The organism is Chryseobacterium nepalense (genome assembly GCF_023195755.1).
GTDB lineage: Bacteria > Bacteroidota > Bacteroidia > Flavobacteriales > Weeksellaceae > Chryseobacterium > Chryseobacterium nepalense.
The window spans coordinates 2113381-2126063 of the sequence record NZ_CP096203.1 but is presented as its reverse complement, the minus strand read 5'-3'; the positions used below and the strand labels follow the sequence as shown (position 1 = coordinate 2126063).

Genomic DNA, 12683 nt, shown 5'->3' with positions numbered 1-12683 from the left:
TTTTAAAATTTTGCATTCATTTTTTATTGAATTATTTTGAAGCCTTGCCATGTGCGAATTTGTGGAAGAAAAAATAATCCTTATGATTTATTTAAAAGCTCTATCTTTGGAAACTTAAATTTAAAGAAAAAAAATAAAAAACATCTCATGTTTACACCCGCGGAACTTTTAGAAATCAATACGTTACTCACTCCGGAAAATAAAATCGTAATTCTTACCCATTATAATCCTGATGGAGATGCTATTGGTTCCAGCCTGGGTTTAAAACATTATCTTAAAGCTAAAGGGATTTTCGCGGAAGTAATTGTTCCCAACGATTTTCCTAAGTTCCTGAAGTGGATGCCGGAAGCCAAAAAAGTTCTGATAGGGGAATATAAAAGGAAGGTAGCATCTGATCTTATCAGTGAAGCAGATGTTATTTTTTGTCTTGATTTCAATGCGCCTTCCAGAATTGGGATTCTGGGAGACTGGCTTACCAATTCCAGGGCAAAAAAAATTCTTATCGATCATCATCAGCAGCCTGAAAAATTTGATTTTGTTTATTCGGATACGGTCATTCCTGCAACCTGCCAGATGGTTTATCATTTTATTGAAGCACTTGATGACGAAAATCTGGTTAATAAAGATATTGCTGAATGCCTATATACGGGAATCATGACGGATACTGGAGGTTTTCGTTTCCGCTCTACCAGCGCAACAACGCACAGAATTATCGCAAATCTTATTGAGCATGGCGCAGATCCTGCTTTAATTACATCAAATACCTGGGATACCAATACCGTTTCGCGTCTTCATTTATTGGCTTTAATTTTAGGACGAATTGAAGTGGTAAAAGACGGAAAAGTTGCCGTTCTTAATTTAACAAGAGAAGAATTAAAAACGTATGGCTTCCAGAAAGGCGATACGGAAGGTTTTGTTAATTACGGGCTAAGTATTATGGGGGTAAAAATGGCGGCTTTCTTTATGGAAGATTTATATGAAGATTTTATAAAGATTTCTTTCAGAAGCAAGGATGATATGGATGTTAATCAGTTTTCCCGAAAATATTTCAACGGAGGAGGCCATATCAACGCTGCCGGAGGAAAATCTTACGAATCTCTTCATGATACCATTGAAACGTTCAAAAGTAAAATTGAGGCTGAGGAAAGTTTGTAATTGAGATTTAGGTTAAAATTTAATCTAAGGAAATTTTGTTTAATGATTATTCGAATCTGAATAATTATTAGATTTTAGAGATTGCTTTGTCATTCACTTCTCGCAATGACATGCTCGAACTCTAATACACTAAAACGCTCAAATGTTCAGTTTAACTCTGAAACCGTGAATATCCTTTTTCCTCAAACTCTTTACAGGTGTATTCATATACTTCCTTAAACATAATATCGAGGAATTTCTTGTTAAACAGACTGAATTTTGTCATCTTAGGCGGATCCAGAAAAATATCACAGGATTTTGCTTTTGAGTAAACTGATTTTGCAATGGCTAAATGTAAAATTCTGTCGAATTCCTTCATCAGACTCATTTTTTCAAGGCTGTCATAGCTGATGGAATTAACATGTGAGGCAATCAGAAAATCACATTTGTCAATAATAGGTTCAATGGGAAGGTTGTCCAGAACACCGCCGTCTACATAGATTTTTTCACCGATTTTAACTGGCGGCAAAATAAATGGTACACTTGATGAAGCAAGAAGAGGCCCGAAAAGTTCACCTTCAGAAAAAAAATCTACAATTCCATGAGTCATTTCGGTTGCAGCAACATACACCGGAATTTTTAAAATTTTGAAATCATCTTCCGGAAAATGATCCATGAATAATTTAAGGATAAACTTTGAGCTGAAAATCCCGTTCTTGGAAAGCTTTAAATAAGACCTCGAAAAAAAAGTAGTCTGTTTTACAATCTCCATCATTTCATCCGGTGATTTTCCGAGAGCATAAAAGGCTCCTACAATAGATCCGGCACTGGTTCCTGAGATAATATCCGGCTTAAGATTATATTCTTCCAGTGCTTTCAGCACAGCGATGTGTGCAATGCCGCGCATTCCTCCTCCGGAAAGAGTAAGTCCGATGACCGGTTTCTTTTTTTTGAATAAGAAATCCAGCATATTAAAAAACTAAATGTTTCGGTAAATGATGGAGAAGTTCCGTATTGATGATTGCTGCACATATTTCAGGTTTCTCCCAATGTCCGTTGTGGCCACAGTCAAGGATATACGATTTGATATTCGTTCTGTCGGGAAGGTTTTTAATCATAGCTTCCGTTTTTACCGCATTGTCATGTTTTCCGGCCAAAACTAAAATTTTACAGTCGAGATTTTCAAGAACATGAGTTTTATCGGTTCTTTCTACCATTCCTTTTACGGATGCCAAGGCACCCAGATTGTTTGTGGAAAGAGCAACTTCCAGGGCCGTTTCTATTTTGCCCTCGAGGACATCTCTTTCATTAGGGTTGAAAAGATTGGGAACTCCGGCTCTGGCGTAGTGCGCAAAAGCATCTTCTATGATCCGGTAGCTCTTTATACGCTGTTCTTTTTTTTCGGGATCATCCGGAAGATAAGATGAAAAGAACAAGGTTAAACTTTTTAGATATTCAGGGTATTTTTCGGCAAAGCCTAACGAGATATAGCCGCCCATTGAATGTCCTAACAAGTGAACTTTTTCCAGGTTTTGATCATCCAGTACTTTTTTTACTTCTTCGGCCATAAGCTCCATCGTCTGAACTTCAGCAATGATTTCGGATTGCCCATGTCCCGGAAGATCGATTTTCAATAATGAAAAATTTTCGGAGAGATAAGGCTCCATATCGCTCCATATAGAAATATTCTCCATAAACCCATGAAGCAAAACTAACATTTCTTTTCCGTTTCCTTTTCTTTCAAAGTTCAGCATAATTTCAGGCATTAAAAATGGATATCAATATAATCAACAAATCCCGAACCATTTACCATATTCTGAAGACGATATGTTTTCCCGCCGTCTTTGGACATAAAAGTTTTAGTACCTTTTCTAAGGTCGGTCTTTCCATTTTCGTTTCCGGAAATGCTTTGTGAAATCGTTCCTGTAAAATTCATATGTTTATCTGAAACAACGGCCATAAAACCTTTAATTTTAAGAAAATTTTTCCCGGACTTCAGCTCGCCGGAGATATTATAATGGTCTCTTTCGCCATCAATTTTTTCGAATGAAATGGTTCCGGAGCCTTTTATGGAATTGTGGGTAAGTTTGTGAGGTCCGCTGAAATCTTTAAAATGGTTGGTAGATCTGATGCTGTCATTGATCTTCGTTCTCGCAGCATTAATGGAATCCACGATTTTTGTACTGTCGGTTGCTCCTGAAACAGAAGTTGCTTCTTTTTTAGAGCAGGAAATAATTAAAGCGGTTACAGCAAAAGCGGTTAAAAAGTTTTTCATTAAATAAAATTAGATCCAAAAATAAACAAAAAAGAGCATCCTGAAAATGCCCTTTAGTTTTTTATTTGGTTAATTCGTCATAAACTTTCTTTTCCCAAGGTTTAATATCGGTAACGCCGTAACGTTCTTTTTTGGAGATCGCGATATTGTCCAGAATATCTACAAAGTTTTTGTAATTGGCATCATCGGTAGGTTCAATGATAATGGTAAAATTTTCTTTTTTAGGAGCGTTATTATAAGCTTTGGAAATGATTTTAGTGATATTGATTCCGCTGAAATCGGTTTCCTTTAAATTGCTTTTGTCTAAATCTTCCTTCGTTTTCTGATGATAAAATACCCGGTTGTCTTTACCCAAAATAAATGTAATTTGATTATTAACATCTACAACATTTGTAGGGGGATTTGGTGATTTCCCAGGCAGTCCCAGATCCATCACATTAGGTTTTGTAAAATTAGTGGTAAACATAAAGAAGGTAATTAAGAGAAATCCTAAATCTACCATTGGAGTCATATCCACGCGGATCATTTTTTTTCTCTGTTTGCTGCCTCCCTGCTTTTCTTGTGCGATTACTTCAGCCATAGTTAATAGTTTTTAAATGTTAAACGGTTTTCAAATAAGCGTGTCGATTTTATAATTATTTTTAAATTTTAATACAAATTATGTACCTAAAAAATAGGTTTAATAATAATTTTATATTCTATAAATAGGATGTTTTTTATTTCTCTAAAAATCAATACAATAAAAAAGCCTTTCCGGATGAAGGAAAGGCTTTACTTATGTAATCGTAGTGATTATTTATTGTTTTTATAATAATTAACTCCGCATTCCAGGAACTTTTTAAAATCCTCTTTAGGCATATATCCGGAAACAGGAGTATTGATAACTTTTCCGTCCGGAGTGAGTAAAACATAGTGCGGCTGCGAATTATTATTAAAATTCACCTGTTGAAACAGGCTCCATCGGTCACCGATTGTCTTTACTTTTTTTACCTGTCCGTCACCCAGATCAATTTTTGTTTTCTGATCTTCAGGCAATTCTTCTTTATCATCTACATACAGAGAAGCCAGTACAACATCGTTCTGAAGGATCGGTAGAATATAACTTTCACTCCACACGAATTCTTCCATTTTCCGGCAGTTCTCACAGCCATAGCCTGTGAAGTCAATTAAAATCGGTTTGCCTTCTTTCTTCGCTAATTCTACGGCGTTGAAGAAATCGTGTTCAGGATGCATTCCTAAAATTCCGTCTTTTTCATCATGGAAGTAACTTACATTTAACGGGGGTAAAATTCCACTTAATAATTGAAGCTTAGGGCGTTCTGAAGTAATTAATCCCTGAACCAGATAAATCACAAATCCCAGTCCAAGAACCCCAAGGATTTTTCGGGTAATGGAGATTTTCGGTTTTTTATCATCATGAGGAAATCTTATCAGCCCAAATAAATAGAGAGCTAATCCAAGTGCCACAAGAATCCAGATCACAATGAAAAGTTCTCTTTTTAATAGGAAGGTCTTGGAAACCAAATCAGCTTTTGATAAAAATTTCAATGCTAAAGCCAATTCTACGAAACCTAAAACAACTTTTACGGTATTCATCCACCCTCCGGATTTAGGCAGACTTTGCAATGCCTGCGGAAATAAGGCCAGCAATCCGAAAATAATTGCCCAGGCCAGTCCGAAGCCTGCCAGAGCAAATGTCAACAGCATAGGTACGTTTGCAGAACCGGTTACTGCACTTCCTAATAAGCTTCCTAAAATAGGACCGGTACAAGAGAAAGAAACGATCACTAAAGTTAACGCCATAAAGAAAATTCCTACAATTCCGCCTGCTTCTTCCGCTTTTGAGGATTTGTTGGCAATAGCACTTGGTAAAGTGATGTCATAATATCCGAAGAAACTTCCTGCAAAGAAAATGAATATGATAAAAAATGCGATATTCAGCCATACGCTGGTAGATATTTCATTGAAAATATTTCCCGCAATTCCGTCGATAATATGAAAAGGAACACTGAGCAGGACAAAAATCAGGAAAATGAAAAATCCATAAATGAAAGCATCTCTTTTTCCTTTGGCTTTATTCAGGCTTCCTTTGGTAAAGAATGAAACCGTAAGCGGAATCATCGGGAAGACACATGGAGTAAGCAATGCAATAAGTCCACCGATAAATCCGAGAAGAAGGTATGTCCAGTAATTTTCGGCTACTTTTTCAGATGCGACTCCACAATCAGTAAGCGGTTTCTCAAAATTGATTGATTCTATTTTTAACTGTTTAGGATCCAGTTTTGATGTTTCTGTATTGGCAACAGGACCTTTCGCCGGATTTACTATTGCAGTTTCTGTTTTCGCAGAATCTTTTGAAGGTTCGGCAGTTGCAGGTTCGGTTTCTTCTACAGAGCCTTTTGGTGTTACCTGTTTGTTGAATTCCAGAGTGTTCGGTGCGAGACAAACTCTGTCGTCACAGGTCTGATACGTGATTTCAGCAACAACATCTCCCGGTTTTGTACCGTCTTTAAGCCTGAACTTTTGTTTAAAGCCCGCAGAATTGGAATAGTAGACAATGTTCCCCCCGAAAGCTTCTGAAAATTCTTCATGTTTTTTTCCGACTTCGGTAAATTTGCCGATCAGTTCAATGTTTTTTCCCGAAACTTTATATTCAGTCGGGATTCCCGTATCTTCCGGAATGTCTTTGGAATAAATATGCCAGCCGCTTTCCATTGTGGCGTTCAGCACGGCTTCATATTGGTTGTCTCCTAATTCGTTGATTGTAAATTTAAATTTTACAGGATTTTTGATTTGTGCATTAATTCCTGTTACCAAAAACAGCATAACTAATAAAAACCAGCTTTTAAATTTCATTTTACTTCGTATTAAAAATTCTGAGAATGTATCCGGACTTCTCACTCCCTGCATATCTCCGGTCCTGTCTGTAGGGGATGACCCCGAGTACAGTATTTTCACTGTCCGTCAGAATCCAGATTTTTTGCCTCGCTAAATTAGATATTTTTTCGTCCCTAAAAAACTTAGAAACTTTCTTTTTCCCTGAAAATCCCGAAGGATAAAATTCGTCTCCGGTTTTTTGCCTTCTCAATTGCAGTGGAAACCGGATTTTTTCGGCATCGAAGTGCCAGTTGAACTCAATATCGATTTCTTCAATGCTTTCCATTATATTTTCGAGATTAATTGCTTTTTGGTTTTCGGAAAAGTCAAATTTTTCAAGTAAAACAATTTCTTCTTCAGTACTGTTTAAATGAAACTTTTCATCAAGCTTTTGTAAAACCAATTCTCCATAATTAACGAGCAACTGATAATCTTTTGAAAAAAACACACTTCCGTTTTCCGCCGTAAAAATTTTTGCAATTTCTCCTTCCTGATTAAAACCGTATTTTTTTAAAATCTCAAATTTTACAAAAGTACTTTCTCTGGCAAGCTGTTCTTTTGATAAGACTTTGTGGTACTTGTTAAAAATGCTTATGCGGTTTTCGATTTCCTGAATCTGTTGCTGGACAAAATCTTTTGTCTGGTTGAGGTATACCGAACTTTTTTTAAAATTTTCCAGGAAATGTGAATTGGTTTCCCGTAACTTCGGCACAATCTCATGGCGTATCTTGTTTCTCAGGTAATCATTTTTCTGATTGGAAAGATCTTCACGGTATTCAATATGATGTTCTTTTGCGAAAGCATAAATTTCTTCTTTGCTAAAAGGTAAAAGCGGCCGTAAAATATTATTATCATTGGCTGGGATTCCTGCCAATCCGTTTATTCCTGCTGCTTTAGAAAGATTAATAATGAACGTTTCAAGCTGGTCATTAAGATGGTGGGCAGTCACTAGAAAATCAAGGTTTTCTTTTTCACGGATTTCTTTAAAAAAATCATACCTGAGTTCCCGTGCCCATAGCTGAATGGAGTTGACCGGTTTATTATCCTTCTGGGAAACCTCGTATACATTAAATTTAATATTCTTTTTTTTACAAAAATCCTGCACTACTTTTTGATCAAGATCAGAGTCTTCGCCGCGGAGTTTATAATTGATATGTGCTACCTGAAACTGGAATCCCAAATCATTAAAAATGTGTGCTAAAACCATAGAATCTGCACCACCGCTTACCGCCAGAAGATAGGTGCTTGTTTCGGGATTCGGGACAAGATTTTGCAATTGATTTTTAAGGTCTGGCGTTTTCAAGATGTATGCTGAGAATTTCTTTGTGCAAAGATAATCCATATTATTAAAATGAATTTTGTTACCTTTGATCGTCTAAAAATGATTATTTATGAAAATTTTTAAAATCTTAGCAGTATCTGCAATGGTGTTGGGAATGACATCTTGTATCAGCAAAAAACAGTATGATGCACTGAGCTCAAATTACAAACAATGTATTGAAAACGTGGGAGAAAGACAGAGAGAAATTCAGGATCTGAAGTCTCAGAACTCTGCTTTGACAAGCGAAAACAACCTGTTGAAAAGTCAGCATGATGCTTTGAAATCATCATTGGATGCGTGTCTTTCCAATACAGGAAAAAGCTCTGCCAATATCGACAAGCTGGTAGGAGAAATCAATTCTTCAAATTCTTACATCAAACAGCTGATCTCAAGCAATGCTAAAAATGACAGCTTAAATTTAGCATTATCAAACAAACTGAAAAGATCTTTGGATAATGTAGCTGACAGTGATGTTCAGGTAAAAGTATTAAAAGGAGTAGTAATGATCTCTCTTTCTGATAAAATGCTTTATAAAACAGGAGATTACAATGTATTGCCTGCAGCACAGGAAGTGTTAGGAAAAGTAGCCAAAGTAATCAATGATTATGACAAATATTCTGTATTAATCGAAGGAAACACGGATAATGCTCCGTTAAACTCTCCGAATTTACCGAGAGACAACTGGGATCTTTCTGCTTTGAGAGGTACTGCTGTAGCTAAAGTATTACAGACTCAGTTTGGAGTAGATCCTGCAAGAATCACTGCGGGTGGTAGATCAGAATACAATCCTAAGGCAACCAACATGAGCGTTTCCGGAAGAGCTGAAAACAGAAGAACGGAAATTATCATCATGCCGAAGCTTGATGAATTCATGAAACTAATGGACATAGCGCCGAAGAAATAACAAGAACAGACATTCAATCAATAAAAAATAAATCCCGAAGCAATTCGGGATTTATTTTTTTAATCAAATTAATTCTTCTTTTTTCAATAATGAAATAATTCGCTGTAAAAATGAAGTGGATATTTCCGGCTTAGTTTTCTTCAGAGAATCAGTCCTGCTTTTTTGCAGTTGATTGCTCTTTTTCTCTTGGTTAATTTGTTTGATTCCCGCATCCATTTTGGTTAGTGTTTTTACCCTGAACCAAAGGTATGGCGATTATAAAAAATAGGGTATCCGTATTTTCACGGTAATTTTTATGTGCATTTACCCGCGATACCGAATATTCGGGCTTTTTTTGTGCTTTTGCTTATATTTAAGTAAATTTGAATCAACAAAATTTGTAGAATGAGCTTTTTTGAAGAAAAGAATCCGGAAATGGACAGGTATCTGGAAACCCATGCTTCGTCTGAACCTGAAATCCTGAAAAAGCTGAGGAGAGAAACTTACCAGAAAACAACTCAGCCCCACATGATCTCAGGATATCAGCAGGGAAGACTGCTGACAATCATTTCCCAAATGATGCAGCCGGAAAATATCCTTGAAATAGGAACTTTTACAGGATACGCAACACTCTGTCTTACAGCCGGACTTTCAGAAAACGGCCGGATTACTACACTGGATGTGAATGAAGACCTGGCCTATTTGCCTAAAAAGTATTTTGCAGAAAGCGAATATTCCTCCCAAATTGACTTCAGGCTTCAGGATGCAAAAGAATTTTTAAAAGAGACTGACCAATTCTTCGATCTTGTTTTTATCGATGCAGACAAAGAAAATTATGCTGAATATTTCAGACTGATAAAACCGCGCACAAAATCGGGATCAGTAATAATGTTCGACAATGTACTCTGGTACGGGAAAGTGCTGGAAGAAAACCCGAAGCAGAGGTCTACACAGGCTATTAAAGAACTCAATGATCTGATCGCAAAAGATGATGATTTTGAAAATCTTATTTTACCTTTGCGCGATGGTGTAAACTTTTTACGCAGAAAATAGAATAAGGCAGAGTATAAGGTTAAGATTTCTTTGGATTTCTCAACTATTATCCTCAATCTAAACCTTTAATATTAAAATATGAATAAAGGAATTTGTATTGTGACGGTGGCACCTGTACGTGCGGAAAATTCAGACAAAGCTGAAATTGTGACGGAAATCCTGTTTGGCGAAAGTGCTGATATCCTTGAAGTGAATAAAAACTGGACCCGGATAAAAATGCATTATGATAACTATGAAGGATGGATGGATACTAAACAGCTGAAACCTGTAACCGATGAAGAGCTGGCTGCCCGCAAAGTAACAATTGTAACCGAAGATTTCGCTTCCGTTATGATGAATGACGGAAAAACGCTGCTTTCTATGGGTTCTGAAGTAGAATTTCCGGTAGTGGCATCCAGAAGAAGTCATAATATGCGGGAAAGTATAGCATTAACGGCAAAAGAATTTCTTAATGTCCCATATTTGTGGGGTGGCAAAAGTTTTTTTGCAGTAGACTGTTCGGGATTTACGCAGCTCGTGTATAAAGTTCACAATATAAAATTACCAAGAGATACCTCGCAACAGGTGGATGTGGGAGAGTCTTTAACCTTTGTGGAAGAAAGTCAGCCGGGAGATCTTGCTTTTTTTGAAAATCCTGAAGGAAAAATTATTCATGTGGGAATCATGCTGGATAATCAGAAAATTATTCATGCTTCCGGAAAAGTAAGAATCGATACATTAGATTCTACCGGGATTTTTAATAAAGAAATGAATAAACACACCCATAAATTGAGAGTGATCAAAAGCATACTGTAATTTTAAAGAATTAAAATGGAAAATATTCTCCTGATTTTTGATATGTTAAACTTTGGACTGCTTGCTTTTCTATGGTGGTTCAGCATTAAAAATTATAGAGTATTATCAGAGACTATACCTATTCATTTTGATCTTGACGGAAAGGCAGATCGTTTTGGAAATAAAAAATATTTTTACCTGATGCCTGCTGTGCTCACGATTATCTATTTTTTATTTATGTTTCTTATCAGAAGCCCGGAGTCAGCCAATTATCCTGTACCGATTACTGAAGAAAATGAAAATGCCCAGTTTCTCATCATGGGAATTTTCATGCGATGGCTGTTTGTTTTGATATCATTGATATTTTTAAACAGCCAGGATTATATGCTGAGGTATTCATTCAGCGATACTGCAAAACCGCGGGTAGCATTTTCTACATTGTTGTTTTCAATCATCGGAAGCTTGGTTGTTCTGTTTATTTTTGTGGGTATTTTTAAATGATATTTAAATTCAATGGGTTTTTTTTATAACATATTTATCAGCTTAATGATTTTCGGGATGAAGATCTTTTCATTATTTAATGATAAAGCGAAAAAAGGCGTTCTCGGAAGAAAAGAATCTTTACAAAAAATACAATCAGGATTTTCTGCAGGCGATCAAGTGATCTGGATGCATGCAGCCAGTCTGGGAGAATATGAGCAGGGACTTCCGGTTTTGGAAAAGCTGAAAGAAAAATTTCCGGCTCATAAAATCCTTATCACATTCTTTTCGCCTTCAGGATATGAAAATGTTGTAAAAAAGAAAAATATTGCGGACGTAATCTGCTATCTCCCTTTTGATGAAAAAAACAAGGTAAAAGAATTTGTATCTCACCTCAATATTACTTTGTTCTTTACCGTAAAATATGATTACTGGTACAATCTTTTGGAAGAGCTTAGACAAAAGGGTACAAAAATTTATGTAATTTCTGCACTTTTTTATGATACACAGTCATTTTTTACTTCTCATGGAAAATGGTTTGTAAAACAGTTGCAGAAAAATATTGACTGGTTCTTTCATCAAACGGAAATGTCTTATGCTTTGGCTAAAAATATAGGCCTTACACAATCTTCCGTAACAGGCGATACACGTTTTGACCGTGTAAAGCAGCTGCAAAGCCGGAACAATCATGTGGAATTTATTAAAGATTTCATCGGGCAGGATAAAGCGGTTGTTTTTGGCAGTTCCTGGCAGGCTGAAGAAAAGGTAGCCGAAGAAGTGTTGCTGGGAAGTCCTTATGCAAAACTGATTATTGCGCCTCATGATCTTAAAAGAGTTCAGCATCTGAAACAGACTTTTCCGGATGCTATTCTGTACAGTACGATTAAAGAAAATAAGATGGATTTTAAATCACGGGTTTTGATCATTGACAGTATTGGCCTGCTTTCGAAATTATATTCTTATGCAGATATTGCCGTGGTGGGAGGCGGCTTTCATAATGCCGGATTGCATAATATTCTTGAAGCTGCAACTTTCGGAGTGCCTGTCATTTTCGGGAACCATTACCGGAAAAACCCGGAAGCAGATGAACTAATCTCCGCAGATGGCGGAAAATCTTTTGAAAATGCCGGCTTAGCCGCAGATTTTGTAATGTTCCTCATCAATAATGAAGAAATACTCGGCAGAATGTCTGAAAATGCAAAAAAATTCGTTGCTGAAAAACCGGAGTCCACAACATTGATTATGCAAAAAATCTTATCGTAAAAAGCCCTGGCTCTTAATTTCTTTAATAATCTGGTCGAAATTTTCAGGAATTTTATCGCTCGTAAGCCAGTTTAAATCTATTCCGTTGTTAATAAAAAGCTTTGAAAGATAATGGTTCTTGATGATTTTACTTTTCAATTCGTCCAGATGTTCATCAATTTCCATCCAGTAGTCCACATCAAGTTTTCTGGTAAGAGTCAATGCTTTTACGGTTTTATTAATGATATAAAGGTAAAGTTTATACACATTATCAAATCTTTGCCTGCCAAGATCTTCATTGTAATCAAGAATTTTATTAATCAGCAAAAGATTGAGACTTACTTCTCCGAATTTATCGGTAGTAATTTTTACATGTTCCGTGATTTCGGCGCTTATTTTACGGATGATGCCCATAAAGTATTTTTGATTGCTGATATATTTGGACGCGAGTACTACTTTTTCTTCCACAATTTCTTCCATGGCATCTCTCTTATTGTCAGTAGTTTCAGGGTCAATCAGTTCAAAATATAATTTTTTAGACAGAAGTTTATCTTTTTTTAATAATCTGAAAATAAGCTTGTCTTTTTCTGCTGGAGAAAAATTACTGAGAGCAGCCTTGAATTCTTTTGAATATTCCATTTTTA

13 protein-coding genes are annotated in these 12683 nt (G+C 36.2%); 6 read left to right on the top strand and 7 right to left on the bottom strand.

What is annotated here, in order from left to right:
• The first annotated feature begins 147 nt into the window (after nt 1–147).
• A complete protein-coding gene (locus M0D58_RS09220) occupies nt 148–1155 on the top strand; it encodes a DHH family phosphoesterase (RefSeq protein WP_248388614.1) in 1008 nt (335 codons plus the stop codon).
• A gap of 151 nt (nt 1156–1306) precedes the next feature.
• Here M0D58_RS09220 and M0D58_RS09215 read toward each other — a convergent pair whose 3' ends face one another.
• From M0D58_RS09215 to tilS, 6 genes are all read right to left on the bottom strand, one after another.
• Entirely contained in the window at nt 1307–2104 is a 798-nt protein-coding gene (locus M0D58_RS09215) for a patatin-like phospholipase family protein (RefSeq protein WP_248388612.1), read from the bottom strand.
• 1 nt (nt 2105) lies between these two features.
• Nucleotides 2106–2888 carry an alpha/beta fold hydrolase gene (locus M0D58_RS09210; RefSeq protein WP_248388610.1) on the bottom strand — a complete coding sequence of 261 codons (783 nt, stop codon included), beginning with the start codon at nt 2886–2888 and terminating at the stop codon, nt 2106–2108.
• An 11-nt stretch (nt 2889–2899) separates the two neighbouring features.
• On the bottom strand, nt 2900–3409 hold the full coding sequence (locus tag M0D58_RS09205; RefSeq protein WP_248388608.1) for a hypothetical protein: 510 nt from the start codon (nt 3407–3409) through the stop codon (nt 2900–2902).
• Nucleotides 3410–3470: 61 nt separating this feature from the next.
• Nucleotides 3471–3989 carry an ExbD/TolR family protein gene (locus M0D58_RS09200; RefSeq protein ID WP_248388606.1) on the bottom strand — a complete coding sequence of 173 codons (519 nt, stop codon included), beginning with the start codon at nt 3987–3989 and terminating at the stop codon, nt 3471–3473.
• 212 nt (nt 3990–4201) lie between these two features.
• On the bottom strand, nt 4202–6265 hold the full coding sequence (locus M0D58_RS09195) for a protein-disulfide reductase DsbD family protein (RefSeq protein WP_248388604.1): 2064 nt from the start codon (nt 6263–6265) through the stop codon (nt 4202–4204).
• Between the two features lies 1 nt (nt 6266).
• Entirely contained in the window at nt 6267–7592 is a 1326-nt protein-coding gene (tilS, locus tag M0D58_RS09190) for a tRNA lysidine(34) synthetase TilS (protein ID WP_428037173.1), read from the bottom strand.
• 85 nt (nt 7593–7677) lie between these two features.
• Here tilS and M0D58_RS09185 point away from each other — a divergent pair, with 85 nt between their 5' ends.
• From M0D58_RS09185 to M0D58_RS09165, 5 genes are all read left to right on the top strand, one after another.
• Nucleotides 7678–8511 (top strand): OmpA family protein, encoded by an 834-nt coding sequence (locus tag M0D58_RS09185; RefSeq protein WP_072883444.1) that lies wholly within the window; start codon nt 7678–7680, stop codon nt 8509–8511.
• A 384-nt stretch (nt 8512–8895) separates the two neighbouring features.
• Nucleotides 8896–9543 carry an O-methyltransferase gene (locus M0D58_RS09180; protein WP_248388600.1) on the top strand — a complete coding sequence of 216 codons (648 nt, stop codon included), beginning with the start codon at nt 8896–8898 and terminating at the stop codon, nt 9541–9543.
• Between the two features lie 78 nt (nt 9544–9621).
• On the top strand, nt 9622–10338 hold the full coding sequence (locus M0D58_RS09175; RefSeq protein WP_248388599.1) for a C40 family peptidase: 717 nt from the start codon (nt 9622–9624) through the stop codon (nt 10336–10338).
• Nucleotides 10339–10353: 15 nt separating this feature from the next.
• Nucleotides 10354–10818, top strand: coding sequence for a DUF1648 domain-containing protein (locus M0D58_RS09170; RefSeq protein ID WP_248388598.1), 465 nt, complete (start codon nt 10354–10356; stop codon nt 10816–10818).
• A 12-nt stretch (nt 10819–10830) separates the two neighbouring features.
• Nucleotides 10831–12060, top strand: coding sequence for a 3-deoxy-D-manno-octulosonic acid transferase (locus M0D58_RS09165; RefSeq protein ID WP_248388596.1), 1230 nt, complete (start codon nt 10831–10833; stop codon nt 12058–12060).
• Here M0D58_RS09165 and M0D58_RS09160 read toward each other — a convergent pair.
• Nucleotides 12052–12678 (bottom strand): deoxyuridine 5'-triphosphate nucleotidohydrolase, encoded by a 627-nt coding sequence (locus M0D58_RS09160; protein ID WP_248388594.1) that lies wholly within the window; start codon nt 12676–12678, stop codon nt 12052–12054. The two genes, M0D58_RS09165 and M0D58_RS09160, sit on opposite strands and share 9 nt — an antisense overlap.
• Nucleotides 12679–12683: the final 5 nt, after the last annotated feature.

Coding starts and splice junctions, on each gene's coding strand:
- M0D58_RS09205 (WP_248388608.1), bottom strand. CDS start 3,409: ATGAAAAACTTTTTAACCGCTTTTGCTGTAACCGCTTTAATTATTTCC.
- M0D58_RS09195 (WP_248388604.1), bottom strand. CDS start 6,265: ATGAAATTTAAAAGCTGGTTTTTATTAGTTATGCTGTTTTTGGTAACA.
- M0D58_RS09210 (WP_248388610.1), bottom strand. CDS start 2,888: ATGCTGAACTTTGAAAGAAAAGGAAACGGAAAAGAAATGTTAGTTTTG.
- M0D58_RS09165 (WP_248388596.1), top strand. CDS start 10,831: ATGGGTTTTTTTTATAACATATTTATCAGCTTAATGATTTTCGGGATG.
- M0D58_RS09200 (WP_248388606.1), bottom strand. CDS start 3,989: ATGGCTGAAGTAATCGCACAAGAAAAGCAGGGAGGCAGCAAACAGAGA.
- M0D58_RS09180 (WP_248388600.1), top strand. CDS start 8,896: ATGAGCTTTTTTGAAGAAAAGAATCCGGAAATGGACAGGTATCTGGAA.
- M0D58_RS09175 (WP_248388599.1), top strand. CDS start 9,622: ATGAATAAAGGAATTTGTATTGTGACGGTGGCACCTGTACGTGCGGAA.
- M0D58_RS09170 (WP_248388598.1), top strand. CDS start 10,354: ATGGAAAATATTCTCCTGATTTTTGATATGTTAAACTTTGGACTGCTT.
- M0D58_RS09215 (WP_248388612.1), bottom strand. CDS start 2,104: ATGCTGGATTTCTTATTCAAAAAAAAGAAACCGGTCATCGGACTTACT.
- M0D58_RS09185 (WP_072883444.1), top strand. CDS start 7,678: ATGAAAATTTTTAAAATCTTAGCAGTATCTGCAATGGTGTTGGGAATG.
- M0D58_RS09220 (WP_248388614.1), top strand. CDS start 148: ATGTTTACACCCGCGGAACTTTTAGAAATCAATACGTTACTCACTCCG.
- M0D58_RS09160 (WP_248388594.1), bottom strand. CDS start 12,678: ATGGAATATTCAAAAGAATTCAAGGCTGCTCTCAGTAATTTTTCTCCA.